A 22,181-nucleotide genomic window follows, 5' to 3' on the forward strand; every position below is an offset into this window, starting at 1 on the left:
GATATCTCCTGAATAGTTCTATTGAAATTACTGTTGCTGGGAAACTCTCGAAAGAAAAGCCCCTCCCTTCGTCCGTGGCTCACAATGGCGAGTATTTTCTCGGCAACGGGCAGCAACGGGACAATACTTCTGTTCTGTGTCTTTGTTCGACAGAGCGATATGTACCTACGCCCATCCCCGAATGTATAAACATCGTCCATTCGGAGTTTCTTTAAGTCTGAGAATGCCAGCCCCGTGAAACAGCCCAAGAGGAAAATAAGTCTGCAATGGTTGTCTGTCGAGCGGTGCGGACGGTAAGCCAAGAGTTTTTGCAGGTCGTCCGCCGTAAGTGCATTGCGCTCGTAGGTAGGCGTTTCTATGTCTATGAGTTCAAAAGGGTCTTCACGGATATATCGCTCCTGCTGTGCCTTTCTAATAACCTGATGCAGGTGGCGCAGACGATTGGAAACAGAACTTTCCTTGTTTCCTAAGTCCCTAAGCATGAACAGGCGGTAGTTCTCTATGAGATCTTTGTCTGCCTCTTTTGGAAGACAGCCCTCATTTTCCTTTGTTCTCAGGAAATGAGCAAAACTCTTTTGGCTATCCTTGAATGCCCTGAATGTAGCCTTACTGAGCGTATGTCCCTCTAATTCCTTCTTGCTTTCACAAAGGGATTGATAAAGTTCTATAAGTGTTGGTGTAGGCTTCATGTAGCGCAGATACTGCTCTTTGAGGTATTCAGCCGTAATATAGTTTTCTTCCCTTAATGTGCGTTCATAGAGTGCATGAAGTCGTTCATCCATTGAATTCAGTTGCAGATTGATGCCGCTTGAATTACCTGTTGTCGCCTTGATGTACCCTTTTCGGGCAAGCCACTCGTCGGGGGAAGTTTGCAACTGCGTGGAAAACGATGAGGACGTTCCGTTACAGGTGATACGACAGCGGATTACGCATAGTCCGTCTTCATTGGTCTTGCTTCTATCTATGTAGAATAGTATGGCAAATGTACTTTTCATTGTGCTGCGGTTTTAGTTGGTCAGTTGATAATGTGTGAGTTGTGGAAGTATTTTCTCTATGTCCAGAAAGACACGCTCGGGAGAAGTCTCCGCATACACTTGCGTGGTTTTGATTTGACTGTGTCCGAGCATTTTGGAAACGCTCTCAATGGACACGCCCTCCGACAGTGTCATCTGTGATGCGAAGGTATGCCGTGCCATATGATAGGTCAGCGTTTTCTGAATACCGCAAAGCCGTGCTATCTTTTTGAGGTGTATGTTCACCGTGTCGCATCCGGGTATGGGCAGCAGATACCCCTTGGGCGGTTCGTGTCGGAAAGCCCTCGTGTGAATGCCCCGATAACGCTCGATAATGGCAGTGGCTTCGGGAAGTAGGGGGATGTGGCACACGTTGCCCGTCTTCATCCTCGGCTTACGTATCCAAGTCATTCCCGCTTCGTGAAAGATGTGCTGCTCCGTCAAGTGATACACGTCGGTATAGGAAAGCCCCGTCAGGCAGGAGAAAAGGAACATATCCCTCGACACTTTTTCATAGCCTTGCAATTTATCTTCTCCCAAGGCTGCGATACGACCTACCTCTTCCCTTGTGATGTAACGTGGAGTGCCCACTTCCCAACGAATGGAATGGTTGATGAAGGGATAGGTGTCAATGATGTGCCGTTTATGCAGGTCTTTGAGCAAGGAAGCCAGCATGGAGAGATAACCAGCCGAAGTGTTGAGCTTGAATCCCTTTTCTTTGGCGAAGTAGTCCTCCAAGTCTTTGATGAGGACTGTGTCCACTTTCTGTACGGGAATATCCTCCACACGGTAGCGATACCTGACGAAGTTTGCCAGATGCTTGCGGAAGAGCAGCAGACATTTCAGCCTCCGCTCGCTGCGGTCTATGCCCACGCGCTCACGGAAGCGGTCGATATACTCGTCTGTATGATGCAGCAGTTCTTGAGATTCGCTATTTAGTCCGAATACAAGTTCCCGTACTCTCTCTGCCGTAATGGGGGCATCGGAGCTACCCGAAAGAGACTCATAAACCTTGTATATGCTCACCTGAAGGCGGTCAAGTTCCTTGTTTACCGATACGGCTTCGGCACTCTTGCCCAGCAGTCGGTTCTTGCGACTGTCCCACAAACGAGGAGTACACGAGCATTTGCAACTGAACTGTACCATAGAGCGTCCTGCACTGATGCGTCCTATGATGGGACTTTTTCCGTTTTTGTCCTGCGTACCTCTCTTGAGGTAGAAAAGCAGCTTGAATTTTTCTTTTTCCATTGTTTTTTACTTGCAAAATTACACTTCTTTGAGGAACTTTGAACGATGCAAAACATTGATAATGAAAGAGAAAACTCCGTTTTAGTTACCACTTTCAGCCGTCCTTTTCCTTTCGTCGTTTTTCGAACGATTTGGTAACTGAACTCCCTCCTTTTCGCTCCCTTTTCTGCCTGTTTCCTATGATGCAACCCTAAGAAGAAACAAGCAATATCCGCTGTATTTCAGTCAGATATGAATTTTATGCCATATTCTGCTTTCTACTCCCATACTTCCGCATAGAAGATCTTTTGTTCGATTCGCTCATCAAAATTGTCGGACACAGCACCAACAAACATTCCCTGTGTAAGGTTGCTGATTTTGGAAGCAGGGATAAGGCTGTCCATCTGCGTGGAAAAGGAGGTGGACTTATCGTTGTGATTGATGGTCATGGACTGCCGTTGCTGAAGCACCTTACCGAAACGCTCAGAGAGTGTTTTGGCAGTTTCTTCCACGACTTGACCAGAGAACACATTGCCCACGGTGTTTTGGATTACCTTGCTCCCCTTGTCGCCATAGTCACGGGTGAGCTGTGAGAAGTCCTGAAAGCCCAAACATACGGCAACTTTATTGCTTCGTGCAGTAGCTATGAGGTTGCCAAGTCCGCGAAAGTAGATAGTCGGCAACTCATCGATAATCACCGATGATTTGAGTTGCTCCTTCTTGGTGATGAGCTTTACGATACGGCTGTTGTACAGACCAAGTGCTGCCGAATAGAAATTCTGGCGGTCTAGGTTGTTACCCACAATAAGCACCTTTCTTATATTTTATGAGTAAATAATTATATGTCAGCAAAAATTAAGGAATAAAAAGTGGAATCTAACGAGGTTGAGATAATGCAGGATATGGCGGAAAATATTTGAAGTTTAGACGACCTAACGCCAAGTAAGCAATGTAGGAAAAGTTTTTTTCCTCAACATGCACAGATATAATTATTATTGTTTAATTTTGTATATAGGTTTAAAAGTTTAAAGTATGGAGAATAGAAAATATAATCGAATCAAAGTCGTTTTAGCCCAAAAGGATAAAACGGGCATTTGGTTAAGCAAGAAGATAGGCAAGAGTAATATCACTGTATCGAAATATCTCAATCAGCGAGTTCAGCCGGATCTTATTACACTTAATGCAATTGCTGATGCACTAGAAGTCGATGTTAAAGATTTATTGGTTAGCAATATTGAGTAGTTATTATTCACAAAACATTTAGTTGTTAAAAAAATAAAAAACAGAAAGTTATTGTATCCTCAGACATTCTTTATCTTAGGGTAATAGTAATTTTGAAAAAATATTGGCAAGTATGAAAATAAATGAATTTGCAAGGCTCAGAAAACTTGTTGATACTGCATTGAATAGATATCGAGAAGTTCGCAAAGATTGTGGAATCGCAGATGATGGTTGGCATAGCCGCAGTATCGAGCGAATAGCCAAGCCTTTTATTAATGGACACTTCACTCTCGCTGTAGTTGGCAAAGTTAGTTCTGGAAAATCCTCTTTTATCAATGCTCTTTTGGGCTGTAAAGATCTCCTTCCTACAGGTCATGATCAAACGACTTGTGGTATAACTTGTATAGAGTATGGAGAAGAGCCTGAGATTACAATTACCTTTGGTGATGGTCAAGAAGTTGTTATAAAAGAAGATATTATAGGAAAGATTAAGCCTTATGTGGCTATTCCAGATATGTATCGTAGTCTTCCCGTTAATAATATTGATGATATGATTTTGGGAGGCTATGGTTTTGATAAAATATGGGAAACTCGTGAACGACTTGAAAAAGAGACATTATGTGCCACTATCAGCAAGGATTTGCTCAAAAAGTATGTTGCTCACCGACAAATTAAAGATATTGCAGTTAAAGTTGTTATAAAATATCCATTTAATGAAGAATTGAAAGGATGGAGAGTTATTGACACTCCTGGAATTGGTGCCATTGGTGGAATAGAAAATAGAACTCAGAGATTACTAGATACTCCTAATGAAGATGGATCGCGTGAAGTTGACGCAATTATATTCTTGCAAAACGGAAGTCAAACACTTGATCAAACAGACACTAAGAGATTCGTTAAAGGCCAATTGGACAATCTTACAGAGTCAGACAAGCATAGATTGTTCTATGTATTAACACATAGCAGTTCAACTGAATTCCTTAATCATAAGGATAGTAAAATTGAATTTATCAAAGAAAACTATGGTGATAAGATTAAATGTTTGACTTACGCTGATAGCCTTCTTTATTCTTTTATCCAGGAAGTCGAGATTAATGGTGAGAATTTGAAGTACTATGATGACTTTAAGAAACCTGATCATTGGGAAGCTGACGAATGGGATGTGCTCTTCGGAATATTGGACTATGCAAAACGTAGAGTAAGAAATCAAGGAGATACGTTTAACCATGACACTATGCTTAGAACATTACAAGAATGGTCTAATTTTGAGTCACTTAAACAAGAGATTAACAGTTTTGCAAAGAACGAGAAGCAGGGTGCTTTGGGTAAACTTCTGACTTTAATTAAAACAGACTATCGTGGATTTATTCAGCAATTAGGTCGAGATAAGGAGCTAATTGATGGTGATTTAACTTCAATCAATGCTGCAATAAAAGAGACAAGAGATAAGAGAAGAAATTACAATCGTCTTTCGCAAAAAAAAGATAATTTAGTCACGAGAGAAAGAATAGAGGAAGAGTTTGCTTTTATAAATGAGCAATTGCTTTTTATTGATGAGCAACAGACAATTAATTCTATAAGAACGGCGATTACAAACCTTTTTGATGGTGTAAAAAAGAAAGAGAAGGAGTTTTTTGAGAATATTGTTAATGTGTTTTCTGATTTTTTTAAGGTAGATGGCTCCAAAGATCCAATTTGGGAGTCCATAGATTTCATGGCTATTGAGAAAGAAGCTACAAAAAATAGTCAGGAAAGATATGTTATTTCAGAAGAACGAGTTATCAAAAAATGCTGTGAAGATAATGTGATTATCCCTGCCAAATATGGGAATAGGATAAACTATGATAAAAAGGTCAAAGAATTTAAAGAAATAGCCTTACATCGTGCAAGAGCACAGAGAGATAAAATACTATCTCAAATAATGGCAAAGATAAATAACATTAACAAACAAGTATCTGATGAACTTCATAACAAGTTAGAAGAAGAATTTAACCGTCTTGAAAGTCTTAAAGATCAACTCTCGCGAAAGGAAGAGTTTAAGGCCGAGAATGATGCTTTTATAGCAAAATCTCATGCTGCCTTAAAAGAATTAATAAAATTAATCGAAGAATATGATGGAACAGCTATCTAAATCTCATATTATGATGGATTACGTCCGTCTTGAAAAAGAAGTTCGCCAGAAGGCAAAAGAATATCTTGGCGAGATTACTGAGGAAAATTTAAAGTTGTTTGCAGAATCGACCAAGTTTATAACTCAGTCAGTTTTTGAAAAATATTATCTTGAAGTTGATCATCTGTATTCAGATGGTGCCCTCAAGATCAAAAACGAGGAACTGCTCGATCAATTCATGGATTTTCATGATGGTTATCGTGCTTCAATGAAAAAATGGATGGCAAATAATGAAATTACGATTAGAGAGATGAAAGTCGACACTTCCATTTCTTTACCGGATTTACCATCTGAAGATATAAAGCAAACTTCTTTAGTTATTGCAGGTACGGGGACTTTGGTTGCTGTAGGTCTGTTCATCTTCACAGATTTATGGATTGCTGTCGCAGCAGAATTGCTGTTTTTAGGAATTGCCGCTGTTATCTATAAAAAGAAGAAGGACAAACAAACTGCAGACTATGAGTTTAAAATCAGAGAATATGAGATTCTCATTGAAAAGGAAAAATCTCATCTAGTCAATGGTCTAATCAAAGATTTAAAGACTTGGCTCTATAATGCAGAGGAATATTCTGACAAAATATTAACCAAGATCGGCATTTAAAAATGGAAGATAATAGTAAACATGTTCAGGAACTTCAAGCAGAGGTAGTAATCCATGAGCCAATAAAAGATAAACAATCAGCTCAATTGGCGTCATTTGAACAAGTACAACTTGTTGATGCTTATCAACAGGTGTTTGATAGTATGGTCACACGTGACTACTTACATGAACTGTGTAATTGTCGAGTAAAGACATTGGCTTTCAAATCAGAATATTCCAAAGTAAGATGGTTTAAGGTGGATAAGATTGTCATGGAAAAGAATGTTTTCTTTACTGACACACTTTCAATGCTTTATATGTCTTTACACAAAACAGCAAAAAATGTCATTTTAGTTTTGAATAAACAAAATGAGGGAGATGTTGAATTGTATCTGGGAGCACGTGATTTTTCAGGCAATAGCGGTATTTCTGGGGAAATACTTGAAGCCGGACTTGAGGGATATTTTCCAGGAATTGGATTCAAGCCCAATAGCGTCCCTGAGTTAACATTTAAAACACCTGCTGTTTCTTCAGTTTCTGCTATTGCATCTTTGCGTGATGATAAAAAGGAAGATTTTGTACAAGGAATTGAAAGATTGATCAATGCCACTTCCTTGATTCCGCAGTTTAGAGCATATTTTGTAGCTGATAGTGTCGGAAATGCAGAAGCCAGTGACATGATATATGCATTCAACAATTTATATACTAGTCTTTCACCTGCAGAGACACTTCAAATGACTTTTAATGAAAGTGAGACGAAGGGTGTTTCAGAGTCTTTTTCAGAGTCTTTTTCAGAATCAATAGGGGAGTCTATCTCACAAACAGTTACGCATACAGATGGATATTCTGATACTGTTACCAAATCAAAGACAGATTCGTCTGGTTCAAGTGAGAATTATAGTAGGAATATAATAGTTTCTATTTGTAATGGCATTCGGGGTGGAAAAATAGGTCGCGGTACAAATCGTAGCAATAGTAATAGCTGTTCAAGAGCTATTGGTAAGAATTTTACAGATTCTGAGGCAAATCAGAAAGGAACTAATAAAAATATAACAAATGGAACAACCAAGCAAAATGGACAACATGACGACAAAACCACTGGTTCTTCCAAGCAGATAACATACAAAAATAGAACAGCAAAATTCTACCTTGATATTCTTGACAAACAATTGGAGAGACTTCAAAATGGTAGACCGTTTGGATTATGGTCTGTGGCAACATACTTTGTTGCAAATGACCCAACAACCGTCCAACAACTTTCTAATATTTATCGAGGTTCAATCATTGGAGAAGAAAGTGGTCTTGAAACATGTGCTATTAACACATGGACAGATGAAGAACGAGTCGGAGAAATATGTCGTTATCTGATCAATAGCCTCAATCCCCGTTTTGATTACAATTCTTTGAACGTATCAGCGGGATCTGTTGTTAACAGCAAAGAATTGGCTATTCATTTGTCATTACCTCAAAGCAGTGTACCTGGGATCATTGTTGAAGAACGAGCTTCGTTTGCCAGAAACATCTATCAAAGAGATGAAAATACTAATGAGATTTTATTAGGTAACATCCTTCATTTAGGCAAGAAATCTCATACTCCTGTCCGACTTAGTCTTTCTGAATTAACAAAACATACATTTGTAACAGGATCAACTGGTAGTGGTAAATCTAATACTATGTATTCTTTGCTAAAGCAACTAAGAGAAAAAGAGAAAACATTCATGGTTATTGAACCAGCCAAAGGTGAATATAAACATGTATTTGGTTGTCTTGAAGATGTAACTGTTTATAGCAACACAAATAAAGTCGGCAATCTGTTAAAGGTAAATCCTTTTGTATTTCCTTTTGAACATATTGAAGTTTTAGAGCATATTGATTTATTAGTTGATATTTTCAATGCATGCTGGCCTATGTATGCGGCAATGCCTGCAGTATTGAAACATTCTATCATCACGGCTTACGAGAAATGTGGCTGGGATGTTGATAGTTCAATCCACGTTCTTTCAAAACCAATTTTTCCAAAGATTGAAGACATCATTGTTTGTTTGAAAGACTATCTTGATCATTCCGATTATTCGGTAGAAACAAAGAATGACTATAAAGGAGCCTTAGAGGTGCGTCTTCAAGACTTATGTGATGGTATGTTTGGCAAAATGTTAAACGGAGACAGTGTGCCTAACAACATCCTTTTTAATCAGAATTCGATCATTGATTTAAGTAGAATTGGTTCTATTGAAACCAAGTCTCTTATCATGGGATTCATTATCATGAAGCTTAAAGAATTCAGAATGTCAGAAGGAGGCATGAACGAAAAATTGAAACATGTGACGGTTTTGGAGGAAGCACATAATCTTCTAAAAAAAACATCTACATCTCAATCACAGGAGTCCTCTAATCTTGCAGGTAAGTCAGTTGAAATGATTTCCAATAGTATCGCTGAAATGCGTACATATGGCGAAGGATTTATTATCGTTGATCAGTCTCCTTCATTATTAGATTCTTCTGCAATAAGAAATACCAATACGAAAATCATTCTTGCTCTCCCTGATATGGATGATAGAAAAGTCGCTGGGGCATCAATGTCACTTAGCGATGAGCAAATAGAAGAAATATCAAGGCAGAAGCAAGGTGAGGCAATAATATATCAAAATATTTGGGAAGAACCAATACAGTGCAAAATATCAAAGTTTAAAGAGTTTGAGCCAAACTTTAAGTATACAAAGCAGACTGTACCAACCAAGAAGGAAATTCGAGAATATAGTCTAAAGGTTATAAATTTCCTTCTCTATCCATATTTGGAAAAAGAATTCAATTTGGCAGAAATTAAGGTAATCATTGAGAAACAATGTATGCCTACATCAGTTCGCTACACTTTATTGGAGATGGTTGAAGAATATGACTCTACAGGTACCATTACATTATGGGAAGAGTATAATTTTGTCGAACTTGCATCTGTTGTTAAATTATATCTGAATCTTGATTGGGTATATGATAACTTGACGCAACAATTTTCTGACATGCAACAAGTCAGAGTTAAGTTAGATAAAATCTTGATTGAGCGACTTTCTGATGATATTGACACATATACCTTGTATTACACAGAGTTGTGTTACGTTAGAAATAACGCTCTATATAACGATTGGAGAAATACGTTCAGAAAGCAAATACAGTAAATGAATAAAATATGGAACCCGTAACATTAGCAACTGCGAAAAAAGTCTATGAAGCTGCAAAAATGGTATACAACGTGTCTCAAAAGATGAAAAACGTTGCAGAGTCTGAGGGAACAGATCAAATTGTTGCCACAAAAGATTTGGCTTCCTCTACAGGTAATATAGCAAAAAAATCTTTCGGTAAAGAAGAAGGTTCTTCAAAAGGTGACCTAAAAGCTAGTGAGAACGTAAAAGAAACAAAAGATAGTTCACCATTCGTGGAACGTCTCGACTCTTCAAATAACCTAGATGTTCAAACAGCAGAAGACGCAGTCTTTGTTGAAAAATATCCAGAACCAGAGATTGAAGTCAATGATGGTACTATTCAGTCAAATCAAATCGATAATAGTAAAGAAATGGCGACTCCTGAAATCATGGTCTCAAAACAAGCTCCGGAACAGGCTTTAGATTCAAACAGTCCTCTTGAAAATAATGAAGCAACAAATGTAGAGCGACAAGGTTTAACAGAGGAAGAGAAAAATGAAATTAAAGAAAAAACAGGTTGGTCTGATAAAATAGTTGATGCAATCAGAACAAAAGAAGAGGCTCAAATCTACATGGATGCAGGATTGGTTGAGGGAGAAGTAAACGGTAAGCCTGCTCTCCTACAGCCAAGAATTGATGGAAACGCATGTAATGAACCCAAATGGCCTGATTGGAGCAATAAAGACTTGGCAGAAGATGGTTATCCGCCACGTGACGAGAATGGTCGTCCATATGAGTTACATCATATTGGACAGAATCATGATTCGCCACTTGCAGAGTTGACTTATGAGCAACACCATTGTAATGGTAATTTTAAGACTCTTCACACATTCGAAGAATCATCAATTGATAGACTCGAATTCAATAAAGAAAGAAGAATTTATTGGGAAGAACGTTCAAAAACTTTATAATTATGTCAAATATATTAAGTACAATTGAATCTTTCAAGAGAAAGAAATCAACAGGAGGTATAGAAAAATCGATTATTTCTAAGGCAGAAAAAGAACTTGCTGTAACATTCGCTAGTGAATACAAGCTCCTTTTATCTAATTATGGATTTTTGTATGTTAAAGGAGAAGAATTTTTGGGTATTGATATTGCCAGCTATGATGTCGTAAAAGCCACAAAAGAAGCTAGACAAAACTTCAATGATTTTCCTGCTGGAATGTATGTGGTAGAGAACTTTGCAATAGATGGCATTCTCCTTCTCCAAAAGGCTTCAGGCGAAGTATACACATATCAGCCCAATGAAAATTTGAAACAGATAGCATCCAATCTGGACGAATACCTGTCAAATTTATAAGTCAAGATGACTAAACTTAAATAGTTTTGGACAGAACATTAACAGGAGGTTAAAAAATGACTTTTTAGTTAAGTATTTTGCTTTTGAAGTTATTTTGTTCATTTTAACTATTACTCTTTAATCAGATTGCACAGATTTGGGTCATTCTTAATCCGTTCCACCTCACTACTTACGAGAGTTAAAACTTCTTGTTTGATTGATTTGTAGTTAGCTTCGATGGTCTCTTTGAGATTATCGGAGCCATCTTCGTTTTTGAAGTCTGCGATTATGGGGATGGGTTGGTAGGCTTTCATCTCGGCAGAGACTTTGGCACTATCCACCACAATCTCAGCGTGGAAGATTTTCTGGTCAATACGCTCGTCAAAGTTGTCGGACACCGCACCCACAAACATACCATGTGTGAGATTACTGATTTTGCTTGCAGGGATAAGGCTATCCATTTGTGTGGAGTAGAGGTCGATTTGTCATTACGGTTAATGGTCATGGACTGCCGTTGCTGCAAGACCTTACCAAAGCGCTCACTCAATGTCTTAGCCGTCTCACCAACTACCTGCCCGGAGAACACGTTACCCACGGTGTTTTGTATCACCTTGCTTTCTTTGTCTCCATAATCGCGGGTAAGTTGTGAGAAGTCCTGAAAGCCCAAACACACCGCCACTTTATTGCTTCGTGCAGTAGCAATAAGGTTGTCAAGCCCACGAAAGTAGATGGTCGGCAACTCGTCGATTATCACAGACGATTTGAGCTGCTTCTTCTTATTGATGAGCTTCACGATACGGCTATTGTAAAGTCCGAGTGCTGCCGAATAGATATTCTGTCGGTCAGGATTGTTACCTACAACAAGGACTTTCGGCTCATTGGGATTGTTTATGTCAAGTGAAAAATCATCGCCCGTCATCACCCAATAGAGAGCAGGGCTTATCATACGAGACAGTGGTATTTTGGCACTGGCTATCTGTCCCTGCAACTGGTCCTGCGCTCCGCCTTCCCACGCATCCATAAAGGGTGAAAGGTAGTTGGCAAGCTCATCGTAGGAGGTGAGTATCGGGAATATCTGTGCGTAGGGACGGTTCAGGAACTCAATAGCATGTGGAAACGTGCAATACTTCCCGTTCTCATAGATTTTCAGAAACCAAATGATGGCTGCCAATAAGATAATCGGCGACTCCACAAAGAAATCTCCCTGCTTTTGTATCCACGAACGGTTCAAGTTGAGCATGATGGTGTAGGCACTTTCGTAAGCGTCCGATATATCCGTCATAAAGGCAGGATTGATAGGATTGCAACGATGCGATTTCCTCGGATCGTCAAAGTTGATTACATAGAACTGTGGCTTCACCTTGTAAGCGTCCAAATGCTGGAGCAGGTGATTATAGGCAATCTCGGAAAGGTCTGGGAACTTGTAGTCGTAGATGTACATGGCAAAGCCTTTTTCTATCTGCTGCTTGATATAATTGTTCACAATAGCGTATGACTTACCAGAGCCCGGTGTGCCGAGTACCATTGAGGCACGGAAGGGATTGACCACGTTAATCCAGCCCTTGTTCCACTTCTTCTTATAGTAGAAGCGTGTAGGAAGGTTTACCGAGTATTCATTCTCCATCAATCGTGTTTCCTGCATGAAACTCTCATTCTCAGTGTTAAACACATCGTCCATCAGGTTGTTTTTGAGCAGTCGGCTCATCCATACGCCACCCATCAGCAGGCAGATATAACCAACGGAAAGCGTAAATATATAGAGGGAAGCTACCCCGATCTTGCCGATGGGCAATACTAGTAGCCACCAATTGAGAAAGAAAAAGGCAAAGCCAGAGAAAAGCACCGTCCAAATCCTTGTCCACGTGATCTTCTCCTCTTTCACGCCCTTCGTCCCCAGGCAGGACAAAGCGAGAAATACCACACAAAAGAGTTTTGTCCAAAGGATGGATGAGAACAAATCCGTGGTGCGCTGGAAGTTCATTAGAATTTTATCAATGATGCCAAGCGTAAAACCCCAGACATGAAATGCCTCGTAACAGAACCAATAACAGTTGATAAGGAGGAATATCACTGATATGCCCCTCATAAAGTCCATGACTTTTCCTAATGCCCTTAAATCATCTTCTTGTGCCATAACGCTGTTTTATTTAGGATATCGTTTGAATACTATTTGAAAAGTGTCTGAATATTATATGAACAGTGTACTTAACGCTTCCTGCGTTTAATATTTACCTTATTTTGTCTGCGGAGTTTACGTTGCCATGCAGTTTCCTTCCAATCATCGTTGCCCGTGGGTAGGAACAAACCATCTGCCATATCCTCAAAGAGTTCATCAATAAGGTTATCGTTTTCCTCCGTATTTTGGTGTGAAGATTGAACGGTTGCCGATTGTTCCAAACGGGCAGGAAGACTGCCATACAGCGTTTCATCTAAGAATGGATTATGTGTTGGATTGGAGAAATAGCCATTGAATACGTTAGCGGCATATCCCTTACCCAATCGGGAGCCATTAAGCGCAATGCCCTCCTTGTCGTCAATGAACGTGATGCCATATATTCGCCCGCTTTCGTTCTTTCGGATAAACACACGCAAGCCTTGTTCTTCCAGTCTTTGCCGAAGTTCTTCCTCTGTCTTTGGAGAGGTACGCATTGTTTGTAACACCCTGTACCTTATGATTGATCTCAATGGCTTGATAGCTTGTTTGGACTTCTGCATCCTATTCTGTACGGCAGTATAGCCCACACCACGTCCAATGTCCGAGGCGTGGATAGGGCTGCTTACCTTGTCTCCCTTATCATCTGTTGGGACATAGACAAGTCCTTCATATTTCTTTCCCCGAAACTCCGTCTTAACTTCCTCCACTGCAAGATTGTATACGGAGAGGATGGCATTCAATTCTCCAAGTGAGCAGAACTCATAATGCTTTAGGACAGAGAGAAGCGTTTCGGCTACTTGTTCCTTGATATTCCCTTTGGTGGTATCAATTTTAGATACTTCCTTCATTTCCCTATCAGTTACTTTTGAACTTGGAATAAGGCTATATTTCCTTTCCAAGGCATCGGTAATCTTCTTGCTCCTTCGCTTTTCAAATTTGTCGTTGATTTTCTTTCCCTCACCATTTATCCGAAGCGACACAATGTGGATATGCTCACGGGCGATGTCGTTGTGCTTGAACACGATGTAGGGTTGTTTTCCGTAGCCGAGTGCTTCCATATACTCCTTGGCAATCTGCGTGAGTGTTTCATCTGAGAGCTTCTCGTCCGGATGCGGATTGAGCGAGCAATGAAATACCATCTTTTTTGTTCGGTATTTCTCCGGGATCAAAGCTTTCATGTCGGTCAACACATCCTCCATAGTATAATTACCCTCCCTGTTTTGATACAGTTCAGCGGCAAGAAGAATACTCGCTTCTCCTTTTTCCACCTTTTTGAAATTGTAGCCGAGTGCTCCTCCGAGGTTCTCCGTTGCTGAAATTTTTGCTATCATTTTTTTTTACTAAATTCTCAATACTTCTTCTTTCTATAATCAATGGTTAGATTGATAGCCTGCTCTTGCAAGGCAATGATTTGAGCCGACAATTTCTCCAACTTCTCAAGCATAATCTGTGCAGTCTTTATGCTATGATAGCTGTTGATGGCACGCACGGTTTGGTTATACAGCACGCCAATCTTATGGATTTGTGCCGTTAGTTCGGAGAGTTTTCGGTAATATTCCACAGCGGATTTATCCACCGTAATCACCTTGAAACTCTCTCCAAGAATACGACCACGCACGAAATCCGACTTTGTTTTTGCCCCCGAACGCTGAAACAAATCTATCGCCCGTTGCTGGTCTTTGGGGTTGGGCAACCGCACATGCCAGTTGTCCCAACGAGGCTTTTCTGCCCGTTTTCGTTCTGAACGACGTTCTCTTTCTTTATCCATATCCATTTAGTTTCTAATTACGACTTTGGAGTAATTCATCTCCCCCTTCGGGGCAAGGGTCTTTGTGGTACAAATGGCGGTTTGTGTTACAAAGACACACCTTGCCAATATCAAGAGTTGATACGATTGAAGTATCCACCCTTTTGGGGTGTCTGCTTCGGGACGTTACCTCCATGTATTATTCTCGCCTGCAAAGTTACGGCAGATTTTCAAATATCTCATTATCAATGATATTCACTCTTTTTCCTTGCATTTCCCTGTACTTCACAGGTAGTTGAAACTTAGGATAAAACCTTGTTATTTTGCAACCAGATTCAGTTGAAAGACAGCTTGAAACCTATATGGATGAAGAGTCCAAAATAATGATTTCAACTTCAAAAATCTCAATCAAGAAAGGTTTGAACTGCGGATAGTTTTATGTTTTTGAGCTGAGTCAAAATTGAGCTGGGTCAAAACCAGACTTTTAGGTCGAGTCAAAAATATGGTTTCAACAACAAATATGACATGACTTGTCAGTCAAGATATACATTAACTTATAACATAAGTAACAACCGACTATGAATATGGAAAAGAAGAAAAACAATCCCATCTATCTGGGCTTCGCCTCACAGAAAGGCGGAGTTGGCAAAAGCAGCCTTGCCGAAGTGCTAGCTTCCATACTATATTACGAGAAGAACATCTCCCTTGCCGTCGTGGATTGCGACGGTACGCAGGAATCTTTCTATAAACTCCGCGAACGCGACAGAGATCTCATCGAGTCCTCACCCGAACTGGGCAAGGAACTTCATGAACGCCTGTCGCGCTACGGCAAGAAATCGTATCATATCATCAGAAGCAAACCAGAAAGAGCCGTTTCCGATGTCATGAAATACTTTCGTAAAATGAAGACGGCGCCGCAACTGATTATCTTTGACTTTCCTGGTCATGCCCTTACCAGTGCCATGATGGATTTGTCCATTACGATGGACTACATCATCTCACCTATAGAAGCCGACCCACAGTCGCTGGCATCGAGTTTTGCATACGCCAAGACAATCAGGGACTTGGGTGTCGGGTTTGAAGGCTCACGCATTCAGGACTTCTTCCTGCTTTGGAACAAAATCAACCGCAGTGCCAGTACCATGGTCATCGACCTGTTCAGCCAAAATGCGAGGGAGCAGGGACTGCCGATCTTCGATGCCCGTATCTACAATTCCGTACGATTCAGCAGGGAGTTGGCACAAGGCGGTGTCAAAGGTGTTTTCCGATGCTCCTACCTACCCCCAGCAACGACTCTCCGTCCGCAGACGGGTGTGGACGAGTGGGTAAGGGAGGTCATGGAGAAACTCAACTTGAAAACAGAGGATAGCGTATGAAGTCACTGAAAGAACAACGTGAGAAGCTGTTTCAGGAGAAATTGGCAGAGATGGCGGATATTGGTGTCAAGAAGCGCACAGAAGAGAACACACCTGACTTTGACGTTCCCATTGATTTGGATGATGATTCAGACTCTGTGGAAGAAGATAAAAGTGTTTCTCTTCAAGGGTATTATGGACAAGAAGATAAAATATCAAAAGACATACCGCTTGATGACTGCACCGCCCATACTGCTCGGCCCGAGAAGCGAAAGAGAAACGCCAGAGCGAAGGATTCTTCCCCAGCAATGGACTTTCCTGAATACGAACAGCGATTTCTGACGGGTGTCCGCAATGGGCGCAATAAGTCGGGCTTCAGTATCCATACTGAGATACTCCAGATACTGCGTGATGTGCTGAGCGACATCAGATCGGAGGCTTCCATCACGGGGTATATTGAGAATATCCTTCTCGATCATTTGAAAACGTATCAGGATTTGTTGAACCATACCGCCTCACAACGCAGGCGCGATAAAACCATAGACTTATGATAATCAATTTATTGTTAGGCGTATTGCTTTTGCTGGGTATAGCGTGGATAGCTCTCGGCATCGCATACTTTTGGAGGTTATTTCAAGATTTGGCAGCCCAATCAGGGAAGAATACACCAAAGCAGAAAGGAAACGGGCACGGCACAAGTCTCAATACATCCGTTTCCCAAGAGCAGATTGACAATGCACGTCACGTTTTGGTGGGTAGGAGCAAGCCTTTTCATTCCCACTCTATCTCCAAAGTTCCCGCTGTTTCCTCCTCTGAAAATCCAGATGAAAAACCTAATACTTTTGCAGAGAAAAACTCACCTGTACCCGAAGAAACAAAAGAAGCGGAAGGTACAGAAGAGGACAATGAAATGCAGGTTGACTATACAATGGACGAATCTGACGAAGACACTATCATCCGTGAGGAACTGCAAATCGCCGATGCAGTGATGCCAGAAATTTCACCGTCCGCTATTCTTGCACGGGAAGTAGTCCGTATTACCGGCTGGCACAAAAATGACGACACGCTTGATGAGGAAAACGAAGCCGAAGTGCTGGATACTCTGCAAAGCATACAGGGCACACAGCTTATGGACTATATCAAAGAGGCAACGCTCAAGCAGGAGAAAGACCATCAAAAACTTCTTGCTGCCATCCGTAAAGCAGAAGAAGCAGAAATGACGAACGAAGAAACAATATCTCCCGAGTCTGATTCTGCACAAGAGAATAGCGATGCATCGGAAGAAGCCGATCGTCCACTGTCATACTATCTGTAAGACTATTGTTTTTGTTCATATTGTAAAGTGATCAAGGGGTGACTCAAAAGTAAAACAATCAACCAATATCAGTCATACGATAAAACCGAGCCACCCCTTACCATCTCTACCCAAAAGAAAACAATTCATTTAACAACTTAAAATAAAAAGAACAATGAACAACAAAAAGAAAATCACAATGCTACTCCTGACGGCTACCGCCATAGGAGCATACGCACAAGGCAATGGTATTGCCGGTATCAATGAAGCTACAAAAATGGTAACCTCCTACTTCGATCCCGGCACGAAACTCATTTATGCCGTAGGGGCGGTAGTGGGGTTGATTGGAGGCATTAAAGTGTACAACAAGTTCTCAAGTGGTGATCCCGATACGAGCAAGACCGCAGCCTCTTGGTTCGGTGCATGTATCTTCCTCATCGTGGCTGCCACAATTCTGAGAAGTTTCTTCCTGTAAGGCGATGGCTGCATTTGAAATCAACAAAGGTGTAGGTCGGACGGTAGAGTTCAAGGGTTTGAAGGCACAGTATCTCTTCCTCTTTGCAGGAGGGTTGCTGGCAGTCTTTATTCTTGTGGTCATTCTCTATCTCTGTGGAGTCAGCCAAATTACCTGTCTTGTCATAGGTGTAGTGGGTGCCAGCCTTGTGGTATGGCAAACGTTCACCATGAACAGAAAGTACGGGCAATACGGACTGATGAAGAAAGGAGCAGTGCGTATGCACCCACGCTACCTTGTGAACCGCCGTACGGTCTGCCACCTTATCCGTAACCTTCAACCAAAAAAAGCGAAGAAATGAGAAATAAAAGCAAGATAACAACCTTGGAGTCGAAGTTTCCGCTGCTCTCCATCGAGCAGGGCTGCATGGTGAGCAAGGATGCAGACATTACGGTGGCTTTCCGTGTGGAACTGCCCGAACTTTTTACCGTCACCTCTACAGAGTACGAAGCAATGCACTCTGCCTGGCATAAGGCTATAAAAGTGCTACCCAATTACAGCATCGTACACAAGCAGGACTGGTTCATTAAGGAGGACTATCAAGGAAAGCTCTCCGATGGCGGACTGAGCTTCCTTGCCCGTTCCTCTGAACGACACTTCAACGAACGTCCGTATCTACACCACTCAGTCTATCTCTTCCTTACCAAGACGAACAAGCAGCGTATGGCACAGCAGAGTAATTTCTCTTCGCTCTGCCGTGGACACCTGCTGCCCAAGGAAATTACCAACAAAGATGAGGTGATGAAGTTCATGGAAGCAGTAGACCAGTTCGAGCGTATCATCAACGATACCGAGCAGATAAGGATTGTCCGCATGACAGAAGAAGAATTGATAGGTACAAAGGAAAAAGGCGGACTGCTCGACAGGTATTTCTCTTTATCTGAAGAAGGGCATGCTTCGTTGGAGGACATCCGTCTGGGCGCAGACCTTGTGCGCGTGGGCGACAATATGCTTTGTCTGCATACACTCTCCGACACGGACGACCTGCCTACAACAGTCAGCACGGACAGCCGATACGAGCGATTATCGACCGACCGAAGTGACTGCCGTCTTTCCTTTGCCTCTCCCGTGGGCTTGATGCTGCCGTGCAACCATATCTATAACCAGTATCTCTTCATTGAGGATAGCGACGCCAATCTGGAACGCTTTGAGAAGCAGGCAAGAAATATGCACTCACTGGCACGCTACAGCCGTAGCAACCAAATCAATGAGGAATGGATACAGGAGTATCTCAATATTGCCCACTCACAGGGATTGACCTCCATCCGTGCCCACTTCAATGTATTGGCATGGAGCAGCGATAAGGAAGAACTTCGCCAGATTAAGAATGACGTGGGCTCTGCACTTGCTCTTATGGAATGCCACCCACGTCACAATACCATTGATGCAGCAACGCTCTACTGGGCAGGCATACCCGGCAATGCGGCAGACTTCCCAAGTGAGGAGAGCTTTTATACTTTCATCGAGCCTTCCCTCTGCTTCTTTACGGCAGAGACGAACTATAAGGATTCGCTCTCTCCCTTCGGTATCAAGATGGCAGACCGCCTTTCAGGAAAGCCCGTCCACTTAGACATATCGGATTTACCGATGAAAAAGGGAGTCATCACTAACCGTAACAAGTTTATCTTGGGACCTTCGGGTAGCGGCAAGTCTTTTTTCACCAACCACATGGTACGCCAGTATTACGAACAGGGGGCACACGTCCTCTTGGTCGATACGGGAAACTCATATCAAGGCTTGTGTGAACTTATCCACCGCAAGACCAAAGGCGAGGACGGCGTGTATTTCACCTATACCAATGAAAGTCCTATATCTTTCAACCCTTTCTATACGGATGATTACTTTTTCGATGTTGAGAAAAGAGAGAGTATCTGTACGCTGCTACTTACACTTTGGAAGAGTGCCGATGAGCATATCACAAAGACCGAGGCAGGCGAACTTGGTTCTGCTGTAAACTCCTATATCGAGCTGATATGTGCTGACCACAGCGTTACACCCTGTTTTAATACCTTCTATGAGTATCTGCGGGACGTGTACCGAAAGGATATGGAAAAGCGTGACATCAAGGTAACACTCTCGGACTTCAATATCAACAACCTCTTGACGACACTCAAGCAATATTATCGTGGTGGTCGATATGATTTCCTACTGAACTCGGATAAGAACATCGACCTGCTCTCTAAACGCTTCATCGTCTTTGAGATTGACCAAGTAAAGGACAATAAAGACCTCTTTCCTGTGGTAACGATTATCATCATGGAAGCCTTCATCAACAAGATGCGCCGATTAAAGGGTATCCGCAAGATGATACTCATTGAGGAAGCGTGGAAAGCCATTGCTTCGGCAAACATGGCGGACTATATCAAATATCTTTATAAGACGGTGAGAAAGTATTTCGGGGAGGCCATTGTCGTAACGCAGGAAGTGGACGACATCATCCAGTCGCCCATAGTCAAGGAAAGTATTATCAACAACTCTGACTGCAAGATACTGCTCGACCAGCGCAAGTATATGACCAAGTTCGATGGCATACAGGCTATGCTCGGCTTGTCTGAAAAGGAAAAGAGCCAGATACTCTCCATCAACCAGAACAACGACCCCAGCCGACTCTACAAGGAGGTGTGGATAGGTTTAGGCGGTATGCAGAGTGCCGTCTATGCTACGGAGGTAAGCATGGAGGAGTACCTCACCTACACCACGGAGGAAACCGAGAAGGTGGAGGTGATGAACAGGGCAGCACAGCTTGGTGGAGATATCGAAACAGCTATCCGTCAGCTTGCCATAGAGAAAAGAAACAATAAAAAGAAATAAGTACAAACCATCAAAACTATAGTAACAATGAAAAAGTACATTTTCATGGCTCTCTTAGGATTGAGCCTTTCTGTTCCCAAAGCCCACGCACAGTGGGTAGTAACCGACCCTGGCAATTTTGCCGGCAACATCGTCAATTCGGTCAAGGAGATTGCAACAGCTTCGAAGACGGTGAAGAACACCCTTGACGGTTTTAAGGAGGTAGAGAAACTCTACAACGATACCAAGAAGTATTATGATGCCCTGAAGAAGGTGAACAACCTCATCGGCGATGCCTACAAGGTCAAGGAGTGCATCCTGATGGTGGGCGACATCTCAGAGATTTACGTTACCTCGTATAAGAAGATGCTCTCGGACAAGAACTTCCGCCCTTCGGAACTCGCTGCGATGGCTTCGGGCTATGCCAAACTCTTGCAGCAGAGCGGTGAGAGTCTCAAGGAACTAAAATCCATTGTTAAGAGTAATGTCTTCTCGATGAACGACCACGAACGAATGCAGTCCATAGACCGCATCTATACCACGCTGAGGGAATACCGCTCGCTCGTGTCGTATTACACAAGGAAAAATATCTCTGTGAGCTACGTGCGTGCAAGGGAGAAGAACAACCTTGCCTCTGTTAAGGCACTCTATGGTAATACGGCAAGCAGGTATTGGTAAATCCACAGACAAAAAAGAACTTGAAAAAACTTTCATAAAAACACTTTTGCTTATGGATTTTGCCAGTTTACATGAGCTGCTACGCTCAACCTATGACGAGATGATGCCACTCTGTGCCCAGATGACGGGCATTGCCAAGGGCATTGCGGGTTTGGGTGCGCTCTTTTATATTGCTCTTCGGGTATGGGCTTCCATTGCCCGTGCCGAGGCGATAGACGTTTTTCCGCTTCTCCGACCTTTTGTCTTAGGCTTTTGCATCATGTTCTTTCCGACAGTCGTACTGGGTACGATGAATGCCGTTCTCTCGCCCGTGGTGCAGGGAACAGAGATGATGGTACACCAGCAGGAGGGGAACCTTGCAGAACTTACAGCCAAGCGGGACAAGTTGCAGGAGGAAGCCTACCTGCGCAATCCCGAAACAGCCTACCTTGTTTCCAACGAGAAGTTCGATGAGAAGATAGAGGAAATGGGCATCATCGGACCTGAAGATGCCGTGACGATAGCGGGTATGTATGCCGAGCGTGCTGCCTATCAGACCAAGCAGTGGATCATGAAGATGGTACACGACCTTTTGGAACTCCTGTTCCATGCTGCAGGACTTATCATCGACACGCTACGCACCTTCATACTCATCGTTCTTGCCATTCTCGGTCCGATAGTCTTCGGCATTGCTGTATGGGATGGTCTTGCTGGCTCACTTACGGCATGGTTCTCACGCTATATCTCTGTCTATCTGTGGCTGCCTGTCAGCTCTATTCTTACGGCACTGCTTACGAAAATACAGGTGCTGATGATAGAGAAGGATATCGAAGCACTCAGTGACCCTAACTACCTGCCTGATTCGGGGACGTGGTACTACATCGTCTTCTTCCTTATCGGTATTGTAGGCTACTTCTGTGTACCTACCGTGGCAGGTTGGATTATCGAAGCTGGAGGTGGTATCGGGTCATACGGTCGTAAT

18 protein-coding genes and 2 pseudogenes are annotated in these 22,181 nt (G+C 42.2%); 14 read left to right on the top strand and 6 right to left on the bottom strand.

Features of this window, described 5'->3' with window-relative positions; all coding sequences use genetic code 11:
- The 3 genes and pseudogenes from HMPREF9144_RS10945 to HMPREF9144_RS10955 form a co-directional block, all read right to left on the bottom strand.
- Positions 1-995, bottom strand: a 995-nt coding sequence (locus HMPREF9144_RS10945; protein WP_040595774.1) for a site-specific integrase, incomplete at its 3' end; no start/stop codon positions are given.
- A gap of 12 nt (positions 996-1,007) precedes the next feature.
- On the bottom strand, positions 1,008-2,261 hold the full coding sequence (locus tag HMPREF9144_RS10950; RefSeq protein WP_006046139.1) for a site-specific integrase: 1,254 nt from the start codon (positions 2,259-2,261) through the stop codon (positions 1,008-1,010).
- 266 nt (positions 2,262-2,527) lie between these two features.
- Positions 2,528-3,064 (bottom strand): annotated as a pseudogene (locus HMPREF9144_RS10955) (TraM recognition domain-containing protein); the annotation flags it as partial.
- Positions 3,065-3,272: 208 nt separating this feature from the next.
- On the opposite strand from HMPREF9144_RS10955, the gene HMPREF9144_RS10960 reads away from it, so the two are divergent.
- From HMPREF9144_RS10960 to HMPREF9144_RS10985, 6 genes are all read left to right on the top strand, one after another.
- A complete protein-coding gene (locus HMPREF9144_RS10960) occupies positions 3,273-3,482 on the top strand; it encodes a helix-turn-helix domain-containing protein (protein ID WP_006046141.1) in 210 nt (69 codons plus the stop codon).
- A 112-nt stretch (positions 3,483-3,594) separates the two neighbouring features.
- Positions 3,595-5,592 (top strand): dynamin family protein, encoded by a 1,998-nt coding sequence (locus HMPREF9144_RS10965; protein WP_006046142.1) that lies wholly within the window; start codon positions 3,595-3,597, stop codon positions 5,590-5,592.
- Positions 5,573-6,232, top strand: coding sequence for a hypothetical protein (locus HMPREF9144_RS10970; protein WP_006046143.1), 660 nt, complete (start codon positions 5,573-5,575; stop codon positions 6,230-6,232). Before HMPREF9144_RS10965 ends, HMPREF9144_RS10970 begins: the two co-directional genes overlap by 20 nt.
- Positions 6,233-6,234: 2 nt before the next feature.
- The gene (locus tag HMPREF9144_RS10975) at positions 6,235-9,381 is read left to right on the top strand and encodes an ATP-binding protein (RefSeq protein WP_006046144.1); all 3,147 of its coding nucleotides are present in this window, start codon (positions 6,235-6,237) and stop codon (positions 9,379-9,381) included.
- Between the two features lie 11 nt (positions 9,382-9,392).
- Positions 9,393-10,316 (top strand): HNH/ENDO VII family nuclease, encoded by a 924-nt coding sequence (locus HMPREF9144_RS10980; RefSeq protein WP_006046145.1) that lies wholly within the window; start codon positions 9,393-9,395, stop codon positions 10,314-10,316.
- A gap of 2 nt (positions 10,317-10,318) precedes the next feature.
- Entirely contained in the window at positions 10,319-10,708 is a 390-nt protein-coding gene (locus HMPREF9144_RS10985; RefSeq protein WP_006046146.1) for an SMI1/KNR4 family protein, read from the top strand.
- Positions 10,709-10,818: 110 nt separating this feature from the next.
- Here HMPREF9144_RS10985 and mobC read toward each other — a convergent pair.
- The 3 genes and pseudogenes from mobC to HMPREF9144_RS11005 all read right to left on the bottom strand — a co-directional run bounded on the left by mobC (position 10,819) and on the right by HMPREF9144_RS11005 (position 14,616).
- Positions 10,819-12,821: pseudogene (mobC, locus tag HMPREF9144_RS10995) on the bottom strand (conjugal transfer protein MobC).
- 71 nt (positions 12,822-12,892) lie between these two features.
- A complete protein-coding gene (mobB, locus tag HMPREF9144_RS11000; RefSeq protein ID WP_006046149.1) occupies positions 12,893-14,173 on the bottom strand; it encodes a conjugal transfer protein MobB in 1,281 nt (426 codons plus the stop codon).
- 17 nt (positions 14,174-14,190) lie between these two features.
- Complete coding sequence (locus HMPREF9144_RS11005) at positions 14,191-14,616, bottom strand: plasmid mobilization protein (RefSeq protein WP_006046150.1); 426 nt, start codon at positions 14,614-14,616, stop codon at positions 14,191-14,193.
- A 551-nt stretch (positions 14,617-15,167) separates the two neighbouring features.
- Between HMPREF9144_RS11005 and HMPREF9144_RS11010 the strand changes: the two genes are divergently transcribed.
- The 8 genes from HMPREF9144_RS11010 to traJ form a co-directional block, all read left to right on the top strand.
- The gene (locus tag HMPREF9144_RS11010; protein WP_006046151.1) at positions 15,168-15,965 is read left to right on the top strand and encodes a ParA family protein; all 798 of its coding nucleotides are present in this window, start codon (positions 15,168-15,170) and stop codon (positions 15,963-15,965) included.
- Positions 15,962-16,495: a DUF3408 domain-containing protein gene (locus tag HMPREF9144_RS11015; RefSeq protein WP_006046152.1), complete on the top strand. Its 534-nt coding sequence runs from the start codon at positions 15,962-15,964 to the stop codon at positions 16,493-16,495. Before HMPREF9144_RS11010 ends, HMPREF9144_RS11015 begins: the two co-directional genes overlap by 4 nt.
- A complete protein-coding gene (locus tag HMPREF9144_RS11020; RefSeq protein WP_006046153.1) occupies positions 16,492-17,259 on the top strand; it encodes a hypothetical protein in 768 nt (255 codons plus the stop codon). Before HMPREF9144_RS11015 ends, HMPREF9144_RS11020 begins: the two co-directional genes overlap by 4 nt.
- Positions 17,260-17,413: 154 nt before the next feature.
- On the top strand, positions 17,414-17,713 hold the full coding sequence (locus tag HMPREF9144_RS11025) for a DUF4134 domain-containing protein (protein WP_006046154.1): 300 nt from the start codon (positions 17,414-17,416) through the stop codon (positions 17,711-17,713).
- 4 nt (positions 17,714-17,717) lie between these two features.
- Entirely contained in the window at positions 17,718-18,053 is a 336-nt protein-coding gene (locus HMPREF9144_RS11030; protein ID WP_006046155.1) for a DUF4133 domain-containing protein, read from the top strand.
- Entirely contained in the window at positions 18,050-20,563 is a 2,514-nt protein-coding gene (locus tag HMPREF9144_RS11035) for a TraG family conjugative transposon ATPase (protein ID WP_006046156.1), read from the top strand. Before HMPREF9144_RS11030 ends, HMPREF9144_RS11035 begins: the two co-directional genes overlap by 4 nt.
- Before the next feature lie 27 nt (positions 20,564-20,590).
- Positions 20,591-21,220: a DUF4141 domain-containing protein gene (locus tag HMPREF9144_RS11040; RefSeq protein ID WP_006046157.1), complete on the top strand. Its 630-nt coding sequence runs from the start codon at positions 20,591-20,593 to the stop codon at positions 21,218-21,220.
- A gap of 52 nt (positions 21,221-21,272) precedes the next feature.
- The coding region (gene traJ, locus HMPREF9144_RS13590; RefSeq protein WP_006045102.1) for a conjugative transposon protein TraJ at positions 21,273-22,181 on the top strand (909 nt) is incomplete at its 3' end.

Source organism: Prevotella pallens ATCC 700821 (genome assembly GCF_000220255.1).
In the GTDB taxonomy this organism is placed as follows: Bacteria; Bacteroidota; Bacteroidia; order Bacteroidales; family Bacteroidaceae; genus Prevotella; species Prevotella pallens.